Annotated in this window: 3 protein-coding genes; 2 read left to right on the top strand and 1 reads right to left on the bottom strand. The window is 61.5% G+C overall.

All coding sequences use genetic code 11. The annotated features are described in order from the left end of the window. Together AC07X6_RS22235 and AC07X6_RS22240 are read left to right on the top strand one after the other, a co-directional pair. Positions 1-21,600 (top strand): two-partner secretion domain-containing protein, encoded by a 21,600-nt coding sequence (locus AC07X6_RS22235; protein WP_494792415.1) that lies wholly within the window; start codon positions 1-3, stop codon positions 21,598-21,600. 237 nt (positions 21,601-21,837) lie between these two features. Then, positions 21,838-22,575 (top strand): pYEATS domain-containing protein, encoded by a 738-nt coding sequence (locus AC07X6_RS22240; RefSeq protein WP_494792416.1) that lies wholly within the window; start codon positions 21,838-21,840, stop codon positions 22,573-22,575. Positions 22,576-23,283: 708 nt separating this feature from the next. Here AC07X6_RS22240 and AC07X6_RS22245 read toward each other — a convergent pair. Next, a complete protein-coding gene (locus AC07X6_RS22245) occupies positions 23,284-23,721 on the bottom strand; it encodes a hypothetical protein (protein WP_494792417.1) in 438 nt (145 codons plus the stop codon). Positions 23,722-23,729: the final 8 nt, after the last annotated feature.

A 23,729-nucleotide genomic window follows, 5' to 3' on the forward strand; every position in this document is an offset into this window, starting at 1 on the left:
ATGAACAAGAACCTGTACCGCATCATCTTCAATAAACGCCGTGGCCAATTGATGGTCGTCGCTGAAAATGCTTCCTCGCAAGGCAAGGCTGCCAAGGGGGAGGGGGGCCTGGACAGCGGCGTATTTGAGGGCGATGGCGGTGGCGGGATCAATGGCAAGTTGCGGCCGCTGGCCTTGGCGATATTTGGCGCGCTGGGCATGGTGAGCTTTGTGGCGGGACCGGCCATGGGGCAGATTGTGGCCGACCCAAACGCGCCGGGCCGCCAGCGTCCGACCGTGGTGCAGAGCGCCAATGGTGTGACGCAGGTCAATATCCAGACGCCGAGCGCCGCCGGCGTATCGCGCAATACCTACAGCCAGTTCGACGTGACGGCGAATGGCGCCATCCTGAACAACAGCCGCGGCAATGTGCAGACGCAGACGGGTGGCTGGGTGCAGGGCAATCCGTGGCTGGCGGGCGGCAGCGCGCGCGTGATCCTCAACGAAGTCAATTCGGCCAACCCGAGCCAGTTGCGCGGCTATGTCGAGGTGGCGGGCCAGCGGGCCGAGGTCGTCATCGCCAATCCGGCCGGCGTGGCCGTCGACGGCGGCGGTTTTATTAACGCCAGCCGGGTCACACTGACGACGGGCACGCCTATCCTCAACGGCGGTAACCTGGATGGCTACATGGTGCAGCGCGGGGTGGTCAGCATCAATGGAAGGGGACTGGATACCTCGCTGAGCGACTACACGGCGATCCTGGCGCGCGCCGCGCAGATCAATGGCGGCATCTGGGCGCAGGAATTGAAAGTGGTGACGGGAACTAACCAGATCGATGCGGCGCATGGCGTGGGCGCTGGCGTCGCCGCTGCGGGCTCCGTCCCAGCCTACGCACTGGACGTGGCGCAGCTGGGCGGCATGTATGCGGGCAAGATCACCCTGATCGGTACGGAAGCGGGCCTGGGCGTGCGCAACGCGGGCGTTTTGGTGGCCACGGCCGGCAACCTGGTGCTGCAATCGAATGGCTGGTTGAGCAATAGCGGCAACATCCAGTCTGCCGGCGCCGGCAGCCAGACGAGTATTGCCGTCGCGGGTGACGTGGCCAACAGCGGCACCGTGTATGCAGGCGGCGACAGCCAGGTGCAGGCCCAGGGCAATATCGCCAACAGCGGCGTGATCGCGGCCCAGGGCAATGCCAGCGTGCAAGCCACGGGCGCGGCAGCGCGCATCGATGCCACTGCTGGCTCGGTGCTGGCGGCTGGCTTGAATCTGGATAATACCTTGGCCGCCAGCGGCAAGCTGAACGTTTCTGCTGGCGATACCATTGCCGTGCATGGCACGGCCGTGGCAGGCGGAGACAGCAGCCTGGCGGCGCGCCAGCTGGACATTACTGGGGCGCAAGTGTCGGGCGGCAACGTCAGCCTGGGCGCCAGCGCCGGCGACCTCGACGCCAGCCGCGCGCAGGTCAGTGCCCGCGAACGGTTGCAGCTGGACGCGGCACAGACCGTGCGCAGCGATGCGGCGCAGCTGACTGGCCAACAACTGGGCGTGCGGGCGCATGACCTGTCGAACGTGGGCGGCCAGATTATGCAACTGGGCGCCGGCGACCTGGCGATTCAATTGCCTGGAAGCTTCGACAATACGCGCGGCGTCATCGCCACGAATAGCCAGGCCTTGCGCCTGCAGGCAGGCAGCCTGAGCAACCAGGACGGAACCATCCAGCATGCGGGCACGGGCGCGCTGGAGATCGGCGCGGCGCAGATCAACTTGCAGCGCGGCAGTATCGTCAGCAATGGCGCCATGGCGCTGAGCGGCGAACACATCGACCATCGCGATGCCCGCACGGTGGCGGGGCAGCTCAACATCGACGCCGGGACCCTGGACAACCGGGGCGGCAGCCTGGCGCAAAGCGGCCAGGGCACGACCGGCGTGCAGGTACGCGGCGGACTGGACAACCGCGGCGGCGCGCTGGAGAGCAATGGCGCGTTGACTGTGCAGGCAAGCAATGTGCACAACCAGAAGGGGCGCATCGTCGCCAGCGGCGATCTGGCGCTGTCGACAGGCGCGCTGGACAACACCGAAGCGACCCTGGCGGCGGGCCGTACACTGCGCCTGGACAGTGGCGACATCGACAATACGCGCGGACAGATCCAGGCGGTAGCGGGCGATGCAGCTTTGATGGTCGCAAAACTGAACAATACGGCCGGCAGCGTGTTTACCGGTGGCAACCTTGCCACCCGGGCCAGCGAAGTGCTCAACAGCGGCAACCTGTATGCGGCCGGCAGCCAGGCGCTGCAGGTGAGTGGCGCCGTCAGCAACAGCGGCGTCATCGCCGCCCAGGGCGACAACCGCATTGATGCCAGCCGCATCGACAGCACGGCCGGCAGTCTGCTGGGCGCCGGCATCCGCGCCGACGGCAGCCTGGCCGGCAGCGGCCAGCTGCAGCTGACGGCTGCGCAAGCGATCAGTGCGCATGGCCAAAACCTGGCCGCCGGCAAGACCAACCTGCACGCTGCCAGCATCGACCTGAGCGGCAGCCAGACGGGCGGCGCGGCTATCGCGCTGAACGCCAGCGCCGGCAACGTCGTCACCGACAAAGCGCTGGTGACGACCACGGGCCTGCTGTCCGTGGCGGCAGCAGCCAGCGGCCAGGCTTTGTCCAACGTGCGTGGCACCTTGAGCGCCGGCCAGTTGGATATCCAGACGGGATCGCTCGACAACCGCAGCGGCACCATCATCCAGACGGGCAGTGGCGACACGGCATTGCAAGGCAGCACCCTGGACAACACGGGCGGGCGCATCGCCGTCAACAGCGCCAACTTGACGGTGCTTGCGGATAAGGTGACTAACCGCGACGGCAGCATCGAACACGCGGGCACGGGCAGCCTGAGCATCGACGCGGTGCGTTTCGATGACGAGCGCGGCAAGGTGACGGGCAATGGCCTGGTTGATATCCAGGCGGAAACAATTGATCACCGTCATGCCGTCACGTCCGGGCAGCAGGTAACAGTGCAGGCCGACAATCTGGACAACCGCGACGGCACCCTGCAGCAGACGGGGCCAGGACAGATGCGCGTGGACGTGGCGCAGACCCTGGACAATACGCGCGGCAGCATCGCCGGCAATGGTGGTCTGCAGGTGCAGGCGGGCGTGCTGGACAACAGCAAGGGCCGCATCACCTCGGCTGCCTCGGCGGACATCGTCAGCAAGGGCGCGCTGAAGAATACGGACGGCGTGATGGCTGCGACCACTGATTTGAAGGTCGGCGGTATCGCACTGGACAACACGCGTGGCGTCTTGCAGGCGGACACTTTGCGTCTGGATGCGACGGCCTTGCTGAACCAGCAGGGGACGGTGAGCGCCGGTTCGGATCTGACGGCGCGGATCAGCGCAGACTTGAGCAATACCGGCTTGCTGTATGCGGGCCGCAACCAGCAACTGACGGTGGGGGGATTGCTGAACAACAGCGGTTCCATCGCCTCCGTTGGCAACACCAATATTTCCGCTAGTAAAGTGACCAGCAGCGGCTTGCTGGGTGCCGGGGTGACAGCGGACGGCAGCCTGGGTATGGCGGGCGATCTGACCATCAATAGCGATGGCGTGCTGCAAGCGAGCGGGCAGAACCTGGCGGCGGGTAGCGCCTTGCTGACGGCCGATTCCATTGATCTGTCAGGCAGCCAGACGGGTGCGGCAAACATCGATATCACCGCGCGTAGCGGCGACGTACTGACGAACAAGGCGGTGATTTCCGCCAGCAACGTGCTGGCCATCACGGCCAATGCAAACAACGCCCAGTCGCTGGTGAATAGCCAGGGCCAGCTGGTGGGCGGTCAGTTGCAACTGAACGTGGCCAACCTGAACAACGCCAACGGCGAGATCGTGCAGACGGGCATCGGCGATACCATCATCACCACGGGCAAGCTGGACAACACAGCCGGCCGCATCGCCGTCAACAGCGCGAACCTGGCTTTGAACGCGACGGTGTTGACGATTGTCAATGGCAAGCTGGAACACGCGGGTGCAGGCGTGCTGGCCATCCACGCGGGTCAGTTCAACAACCAGTTCGGCAAGATCACGGGCAATGGCAAGCTCGACATCACCGCCGCGACCCTGGATCACCGCAATGCGACCACCATCGCCAATCAGCTGACCATCAACACCGGCACGCTGGACAATCGCGCCGGCAGCCTGGCGCAAACGGGTAGCGGTTTGATGAGCGTCAATGCCGCCGGCTCGCTGGACAATACGGGCGGCAAGATCGAAGGCAATGGCGATGCGCTGCTCAAAGCTCAGGTATTACTGAACAAAACCGGCCGCATCGTGGCGGCGCAGGATGCCGAACTGCAGATAGGCAGCCTGGACAATACCGAGGGCATGATCGCGGCAGGCCGCAACCTGGCATTGAATGGTGGCGACATTGACAATACCAAGGGCCAGTTGCAAGCCGTGGCCGGCAACGCCACCTTGAACGCTGCGAACGTGAATAATGCGGCAGGCAGCGTGTTTGCCGGCGGTAATCTGACCACGACGCTCGATACCTTGAACAACGCGGGCAGCCTGTATGCGGCAGGCAATCAGACCTTGAACGCCAGCGGCGCCATTGTGAACACGGGCGTCATCGCGGCGCAGGGCAACAACAGCATCACGGCAAAGACCCTCGACAGCAGCGCAAGCAGCTTGATCGGCGCCGGCATGCAGGCCGATGGCAAGCTGGGCACGGCTGGCGACCTGACGATCAGCACTACACAAACGCTGGCCGCGCATGGCCAGAACCTGGCGGCAGGCAGCGCCAATCTGACCGGCACCAGCATCGATATCGGCGGCAGCCAGACCAGCGCCGCCAACATCGGCCTGACGGCGACACAGGGCGAGATCAGCACGCATCAAGCTGTGGTGACGACGCCTGGCACGCTGAACGTCACGACCAGTTCCACCCTGCACAACACGGACGGCACAGTGCAGGCAGGCCAGCTCGACCTGCACGTGGCAAACCTGGACAACGCCAAAGGCACTGTCTTGCAGACAGGTGCAGGCAATACTGTCATTCAGACAGGTAATCTTGATAATACAGCCGGCCGCATTGCCGTCAATAGCGCCAATTTGACCTTAGATACAGCCACCTTGGCAAACAAAGACGGCAAGATCGAGCACGCGGGTACGGGTACGTTGAATCTGCAAGCGGGCGTACTGGACAACAGCAAGGGCCGTATCACGTCAGCTGCCTCGGCGGACATCGCCAGCAAGGGCACGCTGAACAATACTGATGGCGTGATGGCTGCGGCCGCCGACTTGCACGTCGGCGGCGTGAATATCGACAACACGCGCGGCGTGTTGCAGGCAGACAATTTACGTCTGGATGCCGTTACCTTGCTGAACCAGCAGGGTACGCTCAGCGCCGGCACGGACCTGACGGCCAAAATCAGTGGTGACCTGAACAATGCCGGCCTGCTGTATGCGGGCCGCAATCAGCAATTGACGGTCGGCGGCTTGCTGAACAACACGGGGTCGATTGCCTCCGTCAACAACACGATAATTTCCGCTGGCAAGGTGACCAGCAGCGGCTTACTGGGTGCTGGCGTGAAAGCCGATGGTAGTTTGGGCACGGCGGGTGACCTGATCATTAACGCAGATGGCGTGCTGCAAGCGAGCGGCCAGAACATGGCGGCGGCCAGCGCGGTGTTGACGGGGGACAATGTGGACCTGTCGGGTAGCCAGACGGGTGCGGCGCACATCGCCATCACGGCCCTTGCTGGCGATGTCATCACCAACAAGGCAGTCATTTCTGCCAGCAAGTTGCTGGCGATTACCGCCAATGCAAACAACGCCCAGTCGCTGGTGAACAGCCAGGGCCAACTTGTGGGCGGTCAGTTGCAATTGAACGTCGCCAATCTGAACAACGCCAGCGGCGACATCGTGCAGGCGGGCACGGGCGATACGATCATCACCACGGGCAAGCTGGACAACACGGCCGGCCGTATCGCCGTCAACAGCGCGAACCTGGCTTTGAACGCGACGGTGTTGACGAATGTCAATGGCAAGCTGGAGCATGCAGGCAGCGGCGTGCTGGCCATCCACGCGGGCCAGTTCAACAACCAGTTTGGCAAGATCACGGGCAATGGCAAGCTCGACATCACCGCCGCGACCCTGGATCACCGCAATGCGACCACCATCGCCAATCAGCTGACCATCAACACCGGCACGCTGGACAATCGCACCGGCAGCCTGGCGCAAACGGGTAGCGGTTTGATGAGCGTCAATGCCGCCGGCTCGCTGGACAACACGGGCGGCAAGATCGAGGGCAATGGCGATGCGCTGGTCAAAGCGGATACGTTGCTGAACAACAAGGGCCGCCTCGTGGCGGCACAGGATGCCGGGTTGAACGTCGGCAGCCTGGACAACACGGAAGGCACGGTGGCCGCCGGCCGCAACCTGGCATTGAATGGTGGCGACATCGACAATACCAAGGGCCAGTTGCAAGCCGTAGCCGGCAATGCTGCTTTGACAGTCGGTAAATTGAACAATGCCACCGGCAGCGTGTTTGCCGGCGCCAACCTGAACGCGACACTGGCTAGTCTGAACAACACGGGCAGCCTGTACGCTGCTGGCAATCAGACCTTGAACGCCAGCGGCGCCATCGTGAACACGGGCGTCATCGCGGCGCAAGGCAACAACAGCATCACGGCGAAGACCCTCGACAGCAGCGCAAGCAGCTTGATCGGCGCCGGCATCCAGGCCGATGGCAAGCTGGGCACGTCGGGCAATCTGACAATCAGCACCACTCAGGATCTTGCTGCACACGGCCAGATACTGGCCGCAGGAAATGCGAATCTGAGCGGCACCTCGGTTGATCTCGGCGGCAGCCAGACCAGCGCCGCGAATATCGGCCTGACGGCAACCAAGGGCGATGTCAGCACGAACAAGGCTGTCGTGACGACGCCTGGCACGCTGAACGTCACGACCAGTTCCACCCTGCACAACACGGACGGCACCTTACAGGCGGGCCAGCTCGATCTGCACGTGGGCAATCTGGACAATGCCAAGGGCACGGTGCTGCAGACGGGCACGGGCGATACCAGCATCGTTACCGGCAATCTGGACAATACAGCTGGGCGCATCGCCGTCAACAGTACAAACTTGAACATGGATGCCGTCAGCGTCACGAACAAGGACGGCAAGATCGAGCACGCGGGTACGGGTACGTTGAATCTGCAAGCGGGCGTACTGGACAACAGCAAGGGCCGTATCACGTCAGCTGCCTCGGCGGACATCGCCAGCAAGGGCACGCTGAACAATACTGATGGCGTGATGGCTGCGGCCGCCGACTTGCACGTCGGCGGCGTGAATATCGACAACACGCGCGGCGTGTTGCAAGCAGACAATTTACGTCTGGATGCGGCGGCCTTGCTGAACCAGCAGGGCACGGTCAGCGCCGGCACGGACCTGACGGCCAAAATCAGTGGTGACCTGAACAATTCCGGCCTGCTGTATGCTGGCCGCAACCAGCAATTGACGGTCGGCGGCGTGTTGAACAACACGGGGTCGATTGCCTCCGTCAACAATACGATAATTTCCGCTGGCAAGGTGACCAGCAGCGGTTTGCTTGGTGCCGGCGTGAAAGCCGATGGCAGCCTGGGCACGGCGGGCGATCTGACCATCAATAGCGATGGCGTGCTGCAAGCGAGCGGGCAGAACCTGGCTGCGGGCAGTGCCGTGCTGACGGGGGCCAACGTGGACCTGTCTGGCAGCCAGACGGGCGCTGGCAATATCGGCATCACCGCGCGTAGCGGCGACGTACTGACGAACAAGGCGGTGATTTCCGCCAGCAACGTGCTGGCCATCACGGCCAATGCGCATAACGCCCAGTCGCTGGTGAACAGCCAGGGCCAGTTGGTGGGCGGTCAGTTGCAATTGAACGTGGCGAATCTGGACAACGCCAGCGGCGACATCGTGCAGACGGGCACGGGCGACACCGTCATCACCACTGGCAAGCTGGACAACACGGCAGGCCGCATCGCCGTCAACAGCAATAACTTGGCCTTGAACGCGACGGTGTTGATGAATATCAATGGCAAGCTGGAGCATGCAGGCAGCGGCGTGCTGGCCATCCACGCGGGCCAGTTCAACAACCAGTTCGGCAAGATCACGGGTAATGGCAAGCTCGACATCACCGCCGCGACCCTGGATCACCGCAATGCGACCACCATCGCCAATCAGCTGACCATCAACACCGGCACGCTGGACAATCGCACCGGCAGCCTGGCGCAAACGGGTAGCGGTTTGATGAGCGTCAATGCCGCCGGCTCGCTGGACAACACGGGCGGCAAGATCGAGGGCAATGGCGATGCGCTGGTCAAAGCGGATACGTTGCTGAACAACAAGGGCCGCCTCGTGGCGGCACAGGATGCCGGGTTGAACGTCGGCAGCCTGGACAACACGGAAGGCACGGTGGCCGCCGGCCGCAACCTGGCATTGAATGGTGGCGACATCGACAATACCAAGGGCCAGTTGCAGGCCGTAGCCGGCAATGCTGCTTTGACAGTCGGTAAATTGAACAATGCCACCGGCAGCGTGTTTGCCGGCGCCAACCTGAACGCGACACTGGCTAGTCTGAACAACACGGGCAGCCTGTACGCTGCTGGCAATCAGACCTTGAACGCCAGCGGCGCCATCGTGAACACGGGCGTCATCGCGGCGCAAGGCAACAACAGCATCACGGCGAAGACCCTCGACAGCAGCGCAAGCAGCTTGATCGGCGCCGGCATCCAGGCCGATGGCAAGCTGGGCACGGCTGGCGACTTGACCATCAACACCGCGCAAACGCTGGCTGCACACGGCCAGAATCTGGCGGCGGGCAAGGCGACCCTGACAGGCGCCAGCATCGACATCGGCGGCAGCCAGACCAGCGCCGCGAATATCGGCCTGACGGCAACCCAGGGCGATGTCAGCACGAACAAGGCTGTCGTGACGACGCCTGGCACGCTGAACGTCACGACCAGTTCCACCCTGCACAACACGGACGGTACCTTGCAGGCGGGCCAGCTCGACCTGCACGTGGCAAACCTGGACAATGCCAAGGGGACGGTGTTGCAAACGGGCACGGGCGATACCAGCATCGTTACCGGTAAGCTGGACAATACGGCTGGCCGCATCGCCGTCAACAGCACGGACTTGCATATCGATGCGGCCACGCTGACGAACCGCGATGGCAAGATCGAGCATGCGGGAACAGGCATCTTGTCCGTGCAAGCAGGCGTGTTGGACAACAGCAAGGGCCGCATCACGTCCGCTGCATCAGCCGACATCGCCAGCAAAGGTGTATTGAACAACACCGATGGCGTGATGGCTGCGGCCGCCGACTTGCACGTTGGCGGCGTGAATATCGACAACACGCGCGGCGTGTTGCAAGCAGACAAATTACGTCTGGATGCCGTTACCTTGCTGAACCAGCAGGGTACGCTCAGCGCCGGCACGGACCTGACGGCCAAAATCAGTGGTGACCTGAACAATGTCGGCCTGCTGTATGCGGGCCGCAATCAGCAATTGACGGTCGGCGGCTTGCTGAACAACACGGGGTCGATTGCCTCCGTCAACAACACGATAATTTCCGCTGGCAAGGTGACCAGCAGCGGCTTGCTGGGCGCTGGCGTGAAAGCCGATGGCAGCCTGGGTACTGCAGGCGATCTGACCATCAGCGCGGATGGCGTGCTGCAAGCGAGCGGCCAGAACCTGGCTGCGGGCAATGCCGTGCTCACTGGCGTGAGTGTGGACCTGTCTGGCAGCCAGACGGGGGCAAGCAACCTTGCCATCACCGCGCGCAGCGGCGACGTACTGACGAACAAGGCGGTGATTTCCGCCAGTAACGTGCTGGCCATCACGGCCAACGCAAACAACGCCCAGTCGCTGGTGAACAGCCAGGGCCAACTGGTGGGCGGTCAGTTGCAATTGAACGTGGTGAATCTGGACAACGCCAGCGGCGACATCGTGCAGACGGGCGCGGGCGATACGATCATCACCACAGGCAAGCTGGACAACACGGCCGGCCGTATCGCCGTCAACAGCAATAACTTGGCCTTGAACGCGACGGTGTTGACGAATATCAATGGCAAGCTGGAACACGCAGGCGCGGGCCTGCTGGCCATCCACGCGGGCCAGTTCAACAACCAGTTTGGCAAGATCACGGGCAATGGCAAGCTCGACATCACCGCCGCGACCCTGGATCACCGCAATGCGACCACCATCGCCAATCAGCTGACCATCAACACCGGCACGCTGGACAATCGCGCCGGCAGCCTGGCGCAAACGGGTAGCGGTTTGATGAGCGTCAATGCCGCCGGCTCGCTGGACAATACGGGCGGCAAGATCGAAGGCAATGGCGATGCGCTGGTGAAAGCGGATACGTTGCTGAACAACAAGGGCCGCATCGTGGCGGCACAGGATGCCGGGTTGAACGTCGGTAGCCTGGACAATACGGAAGGCACCGTGGCCGCCGGGCGCAACCTGGCATTGAACGGTGCTGACATCGACAATACCAAGGGCCAGTTGCAGGCCGTGGCCGGCAACGCGACCTTGAACGTAGCGAACTTGAATAACACCGCAGGCAACGTGTTTGCCGGCGCCAATCTGAACGCGACACTGACCAGCTTGAACAACGCGGGCAGCCTGTACGCTGCTGGCAATCAGACCTTGAACGCCAGCGGCGCCATTGTGAACACTGGCGTCATCGCGGCGCAAGGCAACAACAGCATCACGGCAAACAGCCTTGACAGCAGCGCAAGCAGCCTGATCGCTGCGGGCATGCAGGCCGATGGCAAGCTGGGCATGTCGGGCGACTTGACGGTCAACACTGCGCAAACGCTGGCCGCGCATGGCCAGAATCTGGCAGCAGGCAATGCCAACCTGACAGGCGCCAGCGTGGACTTGTCTGGCAGCCAGACCAGCGCCGCCAATATCGGCCTGACGGCAACTCAGGGCGATGTCAGCACGCATCAAGCCGTGGTCAGCACGCCTGGCGCCTTGACGATCCATGCGCAAGACACCTTGCGCAATACGGAAGGGCAACTCAGTGCCGGCCAACTCGACCTGCACGTGGGCAATCTCGACAACGCCAAGGGTACCGTGATCCAGACGGGCACGGGCGATACCGTTATCCAGACGGGCAAGCTGGACAATAGCGCCGGGCGCATCGCCGTCAATAGCGCCAATCTGACTCTGGGCGCGGCCAGCTTGACGAATGCGGGCGGCAAGATCGAGCATGCGGGTGTCGGCACCTTGGCCATCACGGCAGCCACCTTGCAGGGGGCCGGCGGCAGCATCATCGGCAACGGCGCCGTCGATCTGAAAGCCGGTCTGTTCGACCACGCCAACGCCACCACCACGGGCCGGTCCCTGAGCGTTCAGGCTGACAGCCTGAGCAACCGGGGCGGCCATTTGCTGCAGACGGGCGCGGGCGGCATGACGGTAGCCGTCACCGGCCAGCTCGACAATACGAGTGGGGAAATCTCCGGCAACGGCACCTTGTCGGTGCAGACCGGCAATCTGGACAACAGCAAGGGCAAGATCACCTCGGCCACGTCCGCCGACATCGTCAGCACTGGCGTACTCGTCAATGCCGATGGCGTGATCGCGGCGGCGACCGATTTGCACCTGGGTGGCGCCATCGACAATACGCGTGGCTTGCTGCAGGCGGGGACCGGCGTCTTGAGCCTGGACGCGGCCAGCTTGCGCAATGCGCAGGGAACGCTGAGCGCGGGCGCGGATATCACGGCCAAGGTCAGCGGCGACGTGCTCAACGCTGGCGTGCTGTATGCGGGACGCAACCAGAGCCTGGATATCGGCGGCTTGCTCAGCAATACAGGCTCGCTGGCCGCCCTGGGCAATACGACGATCACGGCGGGTAGTCTGGACGGCAACGGCTTGCTGGCAGCGGGCATGCGCGCCGATGGCAGCTTTGCCTCGGCTGGCGATCTGACGGTGAAAACGAGCGGCGCCTTGCAGGCTGGCGGCCAGAACATGGCGGCCGGCCAGTTGCAACTGACGGGTGCGTCTGTTGACGTGGGCGGCAGCCAGACCAGCGCGGCGAATATCGGCTTGACGGCATTGACGGGCAATGTGACGACCAGCAGGGCGGTCGTGTCGACCAATGGCTTGCTGGCCATTACGGCCAATGCCGCCAACGGGCAGGCACTGGTCAACCAGGGCGGCAGCCTGAGCGCGGGGCAACTAGCCTTGCGCGTAGGCAATCTGGACAACACCAAGGGCACCGTGATCCAGACGGGCACGGGCGACACCGTCATCGAGACGGGCAAGCTGGACAATACGGGCGGGCGCATCGCCGTCAACAGCGCCAATCTGCGCCTGCAGGCGGGCGACCTGACGAATACGGATGGCAAGATCGAACATGCAGGCAAGGGTGTGCTGGACATCCGCGCCACGAATCTGTATGGCCAGCGGGGCCAGCTGACGGGCAATGGCGCGCTGCAGGTGGCGGCCAATTACATCGATCACCGTAACGCCAGCCTGCTGGCGCAGCAGGTGAACGTCTCTGCTGGCATCCTCGACAATCGCCAGGGGCAGATCACGCAGCTGGGCACGAGTGCGGCAACAGTGCTGGCCAGCACGCGCCTGGACAATAGCGGCGGCAAAATCGAAGCGAATGGCAATGTGCGCGTGGAAACGGGTGAGTTGCTCAACGATCATGGTCGTATTGCGTCTGCGCAAGATGTCAATGTGGCAGCGACGGGCAAGCTGGACAATGCCAGCGGCGTGATCATTGCCGGGCGCGACCTGACGCTGGCCGGCGGCAAGGTGGACAATACGCTGGGACAATTGCAGGCGGCGGGCGGCAATGCGCAATTGACCATGGACGAGCTGCTCAATGAGCAGGGCAGCATCGTTGCCAGCGGTAATCTGACGACCACGGCGGGTAGCGTGCGCAACAGCGGCAGCCTGTTTGCCGGTGCAGAACAGGTGCTCACCGTGACGGGGGCGCTGGAGAATGCCGGCGTTATCCTGGCCCAGGGCAACAACACCATCAGTGCCAACAGCATCAACAGCGGTGCGGCCAGCCTGATCGGCGCGGGCGTGAAAGCCGATGGCAGTTTGCAAACGAGCGGCAACTTGCAAATTACGGCACAGCAGGCATTGGGTGCGCATGGGCAAGTGTTGGCGGCAGGCAATGCCGTCCTGAGCGGCGGCAGCGTCGACCTTGGCGGCAGCCGCAGCAGCGCCGACAATATCAGCCTGACGGCCAGCGCAGGCGACGTCAGCACCAGCGGCGCCGTGGTCACCACGCCCGGTGCCTTGACGATCAAGGCCGGGGCGAATAGCCAGACCTGGAACAACCAGCGCGGCGATATCAGTGCCGGCCAACTGGCCGTTGGCGTGGGCAACCTCAATAACCAGCACGGCAGCATCGTGCAGACCGGTGTCGGCAATACCGCCATCGAGCTGACGGCGCCAGCAGGCGTGCTGGACAACACGGGCGGCCGCATCGCCGTCAACAGCGCCAACCTGGGCTTGAAGGCGGGCACGCTGACGAATACGGATGGCAAGATCGAACACGCGGGCAGCGGCACCCTGAGCCTGCAAGCCACGCAGTTCAACGACCAGCGCGGCCAGGTCACGGGAAATGGCGCGCTGGTCGTCACGGCCGGCGCCATCGACCACCGCAACGCCAGCACCATCGCGCAGCAAATCAGCATAACGGCCGCGACCCTGGACAATGGAGGCGGTAACCTGACGCAGCTCGGTAAAGGTGATACCAGCATTCAATTGAGTGGTGGCCTGGATAACCGCGGCGGCACCATCGCCAGCAACGGCAACACCAATATCGTCGCATCGAACTTGAACAACCAGGGCGGCAAGCTGCAGGCGGCGGGTACATCCAACCTGACGGTGACGGCGAACAATGTACTCGACAACAGCCTTGGCGGCGCCATCGCTGGCGGCGGGAATGTGGTGCTGGGCGCAGGTAGCCTGCTGAACCTGGGTGGCAGCGCCACGGCGGGCGGGCAGCTGACGGCGAATGTAGCGCAGGCCTTGAACAATGCGGGCGGCTTGCTGGCCGCCACGGGCAATTTGAACGTAAACGCGGCCAGCGTCGACAACAGCGCTGGCGGCAAGCTGGCCTCGGTGCAAGGCCTGTTGACGGTAACGTCCACGGGCGCCACCGTCAACAATGGCGGCACCCTGCAAGCGGGTGGCGACATTATGCTGCGCAATGGCGGCCTGTGGAACGGGCAGGGCACCATTGCGGGCGCGAACGTCACGCTCGACACGCATGGCCAGGTCTTCAACAACAACCAGGGCACTTTGGCGGGCACGGGAAGCGTCAACTTGCAGACGGGTATTCTGGACAACGATGGCGGCCTGCTGCAGTCGGGCGGCGCCATGACCATCGATACGCACGGCAACGCCTTGCTCAACACCAATGCGGGCGCGTATGCGGTGCGCCATCCCGGCAGCGCCGGCGGCATCAGCAGCGGTGCCGGATTGACCCTGCAAACGGGCAGCTGGAACAATGCAGGCGGCTACCTGGGCGCTGCCGGCAACATCACGGGCAGCGTGGGCCAGCTGGACAATCGCGGCGGCCAGGTCGTCGGCAAGTCGGCGCTGGATTTGACCCTGAGCGGCTTGCAGAACCAGGGCGGACAAATCCAGGTGCTGGGCAATATCGGTTTGAACGCCGGTGGCGGCAGCGTCAACAATCAGCAAGGCTTGATCCGTTCCGGCGCGGCCGTCACGCTGACGGGTGGCGCAATCGACAATGCCAGCACCCTGGGCGCGAACCAGGGCATCGAAGGCGTGCAGGTGACCCTGAACAGTGCCAATGTCAGCAATGTGCAGGGCGCGGTGCGCGCGGATGGCAACCTGGCGATCAACAGTGCGGGCAGCGTCAACAATACCTTGGGCATGCTCAGCGCCGGTGGCGCGCTGGCGCTGCAGGACACCGGCCCCGGCCGTGGATTGGCCGTCACCAACTCGGGTGGCACCATCATCGGCGGCGTGCGCACCGACATCCGCGCGGGCAGCCTGAGCGGTGACGGCAAGGTGCTGTCACAGAAAGATCTGGCGCTGGACCTGGCCGGCAACTTTACGCTGAACGCGGGCGCCGAGATCATGGCCAACGGTAACGCCGATATCGCCATCGGCGGGCAGCTGGCGAATGCGGGCAAGATCCAGGCGCTCAGCAAACTGACCCTGGGTGCCGCCAATTTCGACAACGCTGCTACCGGCGACATCAATGCGGGCACGACGCGCGTCAATGTCGGCGGGGTGCTGAACAACCGGGGCGTGATCGATGGCATCTACACGCAACTGAACGTCGGCACGCTGAACAACATGGGCACGGGCCGCATCTATGGCGACTATCTGAGCATCGGCGGAGGCACCGTCAACAATGACGTGGAAGGCGGCGTGGCGGCCACCATCGCGGCGCGCACCCGCCTCGATATCGGCGTCACGACACTCAATAACCGCGAACACGGCCTGATCTTCAGCGGCGGCGACATGGCCATCGGCGGTTACCTGGACGGCAACCGCATCGCCACGGGCTGGGCGGTATCGGTGACGAATGCCAGTGCGACGATCGAGGCGTTGGGGAATCTGGATATGGGGGCGAGTCAGTTCCGAAATTTAAATACGCATTTCAGGATCGAGACGCTTGATAGCGGACCTGAATCCGTCGTGGAATTTGAGAGCATGACCCCTGGAGAAGAAGGTAAGCGGTATCGGCTGGGTGCTGAGGGAGTCTACGAAAATAAAATGGGGGAATACTACCATCTGGTCGTCAATGGTGTGAACAATGTAAGGGATTACAAAAGATATGAGCTTACCCGCACCTCGCGCAAGGATACAGTCGTTGAGACAGATCCCGGAAAACTGCTGGCCGGCGGAAATATCACGATTCACGCCAGCAGTGCCCTTAATGACCAGAGTCACGTTATCGCTGGTGGCGTGCTGAAAGTCGAGGGAACGACACTGCTTGCTCCAGAGGTGAAGCTGCAGACATACTTTCGTGAATCCGGCTCGGTGTCAAATATTCTGTACGGTCCAATATCGGCTACCGGCGGTGCCATGAGTATGTTCAAGGGATCATACCGCTACGACCCAGTCGAGAAGAGTTCGTCGGACATCGTCAAGCAGATATATGAAAAAGCGACCTATATCTCGCCATCATCGACAGGCTTGAGCGGTGTCAACGGCGGCACCAGCGCTGCGGGTGCCGCCAATGCCAACGTGGCCTTGACGACCGTGAACAAGACCTCGGGCGCCATTGCCAGCGTCAATGCTGCTGCAGGCAGCGGTGCAACGGCAGCCAGCGGCACGGGGGCATTGAGCGGCGCCAGCGGGACGGGTAATGCGGGGCAGGCGGGCAATGTCGGCGCGCTCAGCGGTTCGGCCGTCGCCGGCGCCACGGGTGCGGGCGGACAAACATCAACGTCAGGCATCGATACTGGCCGTGCCACAGTGGGAGTCGACAGCAGGAGCGCGGACGCCGTTGACGCGCAAGGCACGCAAGATCGCAGTGGTCGGATTGGCAACGCGGGGAAAACAACTGACCATGGCGCGGTGCAGGGCGGTTCCGCTGGCGCGGCCACAGGAAGCGGCGCCGCCAGCACGGTCGATTCGGCCTTGCTGGCGCGTGACGCGCAGGGTGGTCCCGGCGCGGTCGGCGGGGGCAGCGGCTTGCAAGGTAGCGGGCGTTTCGGCAACGCTGGCCAGTCGGCCGGGCATGGGGGCGTACAGGGCGGCTCTGTTGCTACCGTTGGCGGTGCCGCCGGGGCTGGCACGGTCGATCCCGCCTTGCTGGCAGGTGGGACGCAAGGTGGACCCGATGCGGTAGGTGGGGCAGGCGGCTTGCAAGGTAGTGGACGCCTTGGTAACGCTGGCCAGGCAGCAGGCCATGGCAGTGTGCAAGATGGCGGTGTTGCTGCCGTCGGCGCAGTGGCTGGTGCTGGCAAGGTCGATGCGGGCTTGCTTGCTAAAAATACGCAAGGTGGTCCTGCCGCCGTGGGCGACAACAGCGGCTTGCAGGGGAGCGAGCGTGCCGGCAATGCCGGTCAGGCGCTCGGCCTGGCAGGCGTCAAGCAGGAACTTGCGGCAGGCGCTACGGGGCCGGGCAAGGCCACACAGTCCGGCATGGCCGCAGCGCGTGGCGCCACGGTGTCGAGCGCCACCGGCGGGGCAGCGCAGGTGGCCGGCGCCGGCGGCGCGTCCGCAGGACGCATGACGGTAATCGGTCAGGTGGCTTTGGCGAACCCTTCCGGCCGCGCGCAAGTCGTGCGTACGACATTGCCTTCCACGCAAATTCCGAATGCCAGCCTGTTCAGGACGAGTCCCGGACCTGCATCGCGCTTCCTCGTGGAAACGGATCCCCGTTTTGCCAATTACAAGGATTGGACGGGGTCGGATTACCTGACCAGTAAGGTCCAGCTCGATCCAACCGTGACGCAAAAGCGCCTCGGTGACGGTTTTTACGAGCAACGCCTGGTACGCGAGCAGATCGCGGAACTGACGGGGCAGCGTTTTACTGGCGACTATTCCAGCGATGATCAGCAGTATCGCGGGCTGATGGATGCCGGCGCCGCCTTTGCCCAGACCTGGGATTTGCGCCCTGGCCTGGCGCTGACGCCGGCACAGATGGCGGCGCTGACCAGTGATATCGTGTGGCTGGTGGAGCAGGACGTGACCTTGGCCGATGGTTCCACGCAAAAGGTGCTTGTGCCGCAGGTCTACGTACGCGTGCGCGAAGACGACCTTGACGGCGCAGGCAGTCTGTTGGCAGGCAAAGAGGTCGATATCCGCTTGTCGGGCGACCTGGTGAATGGCGGCACCATTGCCGGCCGTGAAGTCGTGTTGCTGAATGCGGAGAATGTCAGCAATCTGGGTGGCCGTGTTGGCGCCGATAACGTCAGCATCGCGGCGCGCAACGACTTGAATAATATCGGCGGTACCATTTCGGCCAATAACGCACTGCAGGCGAGCGCAGGACGCGACATTCATATTTCCACCAATACGCTGGAAGACGGGCGCTACCTGGGCCGCGTGGCGGGGCTGTACGTCAGCGGCGATGCCGCCAGTGGCAGCAGCCTGGTGCTGTCTGCGGGAAGGGATGTTAGTATCGCTGGAGGTATTGTCAGCAATACCGGGCAGGGCGGCGTCACGGCAATCTCTGCCGGGCGCGACCTGAGCGTCGAGACGGTGGTGGCCACCTCCGGTAGCGGCTTGTCGGCCAAGCGTATCGAGCAACAGGCAGGCGAAGTACACGGCGACAAAGTGGCGCTGATCGCCGGCAATGACATCAATAACCGCGGCAGCAGTGTTGTGGCCGAATCCCAGTTGTTGGCCAGTGCAGGCCGCGATATCAATGTGGTCAGCACCACCGTCAGCAACGCCAGCGAGCGATGGACGGGCAATACATCGACCAGCACCACCATCGGCTCGACGGCAGGCATGTACGTGACGGGGACGGACGAAGGCGCTGCCCTCGTCGTCCAGGCAGGGCGCGATGTGACGGTGACGGGCGGCGTCATCGCCAACGCCGGCGTGAATGGCCAGACCAGCGTGATTGCCGGCAATAACCTGACCCTCAATACCGTTACCGTGGCCTCTACGCAGAATGACATACGCAATGCTGACAATTACAGCAAACAGAGCAAAACCAGCGAAGTAGGCAGCCAGATCATGGGCGCCGGCAATGTCAATCTGCAGGCGGGCAATAACCTGACAGCGCGCGCGGCGGACGTGCAGGCGCAGGGAACGTTGGGCTTGGTGGCGGGCAATGACATCAGCCTGGTCAATGGTTTCCAGAACGAAGTGAGCGATATCGCCAGCAAATCGTCGAAGAAGGGCTTCTGGAACAAGACCACGACGACCAAGCATGATGTGGTCGATACCACCACGGCAATCGGCACTTCGCTGGGCGGCAGCAGCGTGACGGTGCAGGCTGGGCATGATCTGCAAGTTACGGGTTCGAGCATCTTGAGTGACGATGCGACACGATTGCTCGCGGGTAACAACATCACGATCGATGCGGCCACCAATACCGTGTATGAACAGCATCACTTGAATACCAAAAAAACCGGATTTATGAGCAGTGGCGGCATTGGCTTCACCTATGGCACCAATAGCACGACCGTGGACCGGCAACGTGATGCTACGCTGCAGAGCGGTGACTCGCGCAGCATGATTGGTTCCACGGGGGGAGCGTTGACGATGGTTGCTGGCAACGGCGTCAAAATAAGTGGCAGCGATATTGCCGCCGCGACTGACCTCGATATCATCGGGAAAAGTGTCACCATTCAGCCTGGGCAAGACAATGAGAAAGGCAAAGTTGTTACCAAGATCGTGCAGGATGGCTTCACCCTGGCTGTGGGTGGCAGCGTGGTCAGCGCCATTCAAACCGTGCAAGGCATGGGCGAGGCGATGGGCAAGACGAGCAACGGGCGGGTGCAGGCCATGGCTGCGGCCACGGCCGCCTTGGCCGCCAACAACGCCAAATCGCAAGGCCCGAGCGTGAGCATCAGCCTCACTTACGGTCATTCGGAAAGCGAACAGACGCAGACGACGGCCAGCACGACGCATAGCGGCAGCATATTGAGCGGCAAAAATATTAACATTACGGCAACTGGCGGCGGCAAGGATAGCAACATCAATATCCTCGGCAGCGAGCTTAATGCCAGCAATATCGTTCGACTGGGCGCAGATAATCAGGTCAACCTGCTGGCAGTGCAGGATACGGAAAGTCAGCACACCAAGAGTTCCAGCCTGAGTGTTTCGGCGGGTGTCTCGGCTAACATCAGCAAGAGCGGGCCGGCGTTTGGCCTGACCGGCAGTATCAGCGCCAGTCAGGGCAAGCAGGATGGCGAGGGCAGTACCCAGCTGAATACGCACGTCAATGCAGGCCAGTTGCTGGTGATTAATAGTGGAGGGGATACCACGATCAAGGGTGCGGTGGCGAATGCCGGCCAGGTGATTGCCAATATCCAGGGCAATCTGAATCTGGAAAGTTTGCAGGATACAGCCAAGTTCGACAGCAAGAACCAGAGTGTCAGCGTGAGCGGAACCTATGGCGCCGGTGCCAGCGTAAGTGCCAGTTTCAGCCAGAGCAAGATGCACAGCGATTATGCCAGCGTGCAGGAACAAAGCGGCATCAGGGCCGGCGCGGGCGGCTTCCAGATCGCGGTCGGCGGCAATACGGACTTGAAGGGCGCCATTATCAGCAGCAGCGCCGCGCCCGGCGCCAACAGCCTGAATACGGGGACGCTCACGCAGAGCGATATCAAGAACCACTCGGTGGCCGACGCCAGCAGCATGGGGCTGAGTGGCGGCTTCAGCTTTGCAGATCCGGACGCCAAGAAAGACAGGGAACAGGGCAACAAGGAGGGGAATGACAAGGTGGCTGGCGGCAAGGATATCGGCAAGGGGAAAGGCCCGGGCGGCACCGACTTGATCAACGCGGGCAGCGGGCCGAATGCCACCGATAATCTGTACGAGGGCAGCAAGCTGGTGGCGAAAAACCTGCTCAATAACAGTTCCGATTCCTCTTCCTCGAACGGACTCACGCGCAGCACGATCAGCAATGGCGTGCTGACGATACGCGACAATGCGCAGCAGCAGGCGCTGACGGGGAAAGATGGCGCTGCCGCCATCGCGGCGCTGAACCGCGATACGGGCGTGGCGCACACGGCGGCGGAAAAACAGAATGTCCAGGAATTGGCGAAAAATGCCGAGATCGTTCAAGGCTTCAAGAACGCCATGTATGGCGAGGCCACCTACTACACCGATCAAACCTTTATTGCGGCCAATACGCCAAGCAAGTTCTACAAGCTGAGCTGTCCAGGCGACCGCAATGCCTGCATCAAGGAACCCGGTTTGCTCGTGAAGGAAGAGATCACCAAGGAGGAGGCCATCGCCATGAAAGGGGTACTGGCCGTGAATGGCATTCGCAATGGCATGGACCGTGCCGCGGAACTGGCCTACCAGAACGTGCTTCTCGATGCCGAGAATAAAAAACCGGATGTTATTGTCCTGATGCATATCGAGCAGACGAAAGACGGCTTCGCAGATGTGCTCCTGGCTGGCTATGAAAAATTGCTGGCGCCGGTATTGGGCTATTCGGCTGGCGACAAGGAACTGGCGCAGGTACTGATGGGGCGCCAGGATACGGAAAATCTGCTGTTGGCGCATAGCCGCGGCGCGATCGTTGCCAGGAATGGCCTGGATATCGCGGCGAGCAACGGCTTTGTCAACCCGAAGCTGACGCTGCAGGCCTTCGGTCCAGGCATTTCGAACACGGATCTGTATTCCTCGTTCGGCAAGGTGAACACCCAAACGTCGTCGGACAAGGAGCTGTACCGCTATACGTACATGAAAAATGATCCGATTCCTGTCCTGACGACCATGAATCCTGGCAATATCATCGCTTCCATATTCGAGTTTATCAATGTGTATAAAACCTCATATAGCGCGCATAGCTGCTATGGCACGGGCGCGAAAGGCTGTGTCACGGTTAGCAATCCGGCGCCAGGTTACGACTTTTCTGAGAAACAGGATCCGAACAATATCGTTACCTTTATCAATGGCAAACTGGTGAAAAAAGAGGAAAGCAAAACGCAGTAGAGGCGCGCCTTGGTTTGCTGGCTCTGGCCGGGGTCAGGTCCGCCATTTGTCTAGGGGCGGGGTCAACCTGACCCCGTTCCCATGCTGGTATTTTGATCATGCTCAAAGCTTCGGATGTGGCGTTCTACCGACTGTATTCTAAGATGATAAGTTGGCGGGTAAGGGAAATGGTCAACGCGTGTCGTCCGCCTGCCTGATATCAAGTACTGCATACGATATGCCGACTGGGAGAGGGACATGGAGGGTAATGATGCCAAGGTTCAGTTGGAGCGTGAGCGGTTCGAATATGAGAAGCTCAGAAATCAAAATGAATTGAAGTCTACCGTACGCCGGCTGAGTTTGGGGCTGGGCATTGCCGGGGCTATAGTAAGCCTTATTACGGGATCAGTTCAATTTTGGATAGGTAACGATCGGGCCGAAAAAGAAGGGGTTTTTTCTTTGGGTAAAGTATTGCTTGAGCATGGGCCAAAAATCTATTCAACCAATCCAGCGGAACGAACTTTTGTGATTGAGGTCATAAAAATGACTTCCCCGAATAGAAAGGTAACAGATACGATTTTTGCAAAATTTGCTTCGGCTACTAAGGATGTGGAGATTCAGGAGCAGCTTCGAGCTGCGCAGACGATCATTTCGTCGAATACGCAACACCTTGTCGCAAATACTCCTATGCCGATTGGGGAGGCGAGAAAAAATAGTTCATCCATACACTTTTCCGTACTGGCTAATGAAAGACGCAGCGGAGGTTATCTGTTTACAATTGCTCCGCATGACTCCTTGGCTGAAATAAGCTCCGTCATCTATAAGGTTAATCATCCTAGTTTTAAGCAGAAAGTTTATGAGGGTGATAAAAATTCCGGCTTTTCCATGCAATATGCAGGATGGGGGGCAGTGGACGATGTCACTGCCACCATCACTTTGAAGTCAGGCGCCGTCCAGGTTTCTAATATCGATATGATAAGCGAACTCGGTTGGTAGCTGCGTGCGCTGACTTTTGCGGCGAGGGGTATGCGCCATACGTGGGAGCCGGAGTCAGATCCGCCATTAGTACACGATCTCAGCCTTGGCCGTTTCGATCTGCAGCAAGTTGCGCTTTATTAAATGCTGATATGGCCCGACTCACTGCCCTGCTCGAGACGTGAAAAGCGACGGCGATATGGGCCATGGTAAAAGCGGTTTAGAGATAAGCGCGTGCCATTGCCTCGTCTCTGTTGCTATAGAGGGCTTGATATTGCGCTAGTGTCAGCGTGACAGCGCTGTGCTGCTGTCTTGACGTATCCTCGAATGCATCGGCAGGCTGCATCGCTCAGAAAAAAACTGGCGACAGCTGCGAGTGGGCCGACGTGCCTCTACCGACACCCTCGGGATAAATCGATAATGATGGAGATATCTAGTGAGGGTATTTTTGAGGGTCTCGGCAACTGAGTAACGTGAAAAGCTCTGAAAAATCGAATGTTTAGATTTATTGTTGGCAATCGAGTGGGATAATCTCCCGTCCGGCACCGTAAGGTAATACCGGGTCAATGCAACAGCTAATCCCCTGATTTTTCAGGGGCTTTTTTTATGCGGGGCCGGACAACTGTAGCTGCCGGCCAGCAAGTGATCGCACAGCGCGATCGTTTCCGTGGCGACAGCAGTTGCTGGTCGACGCGTATGCTCTACAGCACCATCCGCGCCAGCATGGTCTTAGTCATCTTTTTCAACGATGCGGATCTTCGTGCCGCCCTGGTAGTCCTGCAGCTCCGCTTCGCCATCGATGCGTATGTTGCCCTTCAATATCACCTCCACGCTGATATCGACTTTTTTGATGCGAAACGTTTCAATGTCGGTAGGATGTACATCGATTTCCATGGAAATCGAGGCGCCTGGCGCAATCGTGGTGAATTGCGTTTTCAGCGCCGGATTGGCCAGGCCGCGGCGGGCATAGGTGACGGCGCCCGTATCGGTATCGATGAATTTGACGATCGGGCCCGACTTGCGCAGGTAGTCGAGCGGAAAGCCGATATCGCGGCTGCCATCGTTACGGATGGTGACCAGTATGTCGATCGGCTTGCGCTGATAGACGCAGCCAGCGTTGCCCAGGCATTGCAGGGAAATGGAGAGGGGCGCGTGAGTGCTCGTCATGGTATTGG

It is taken from the genome of Janthinobacterium sp. GW460-12-1-14-LB5 (assembly GCF_059423585.1).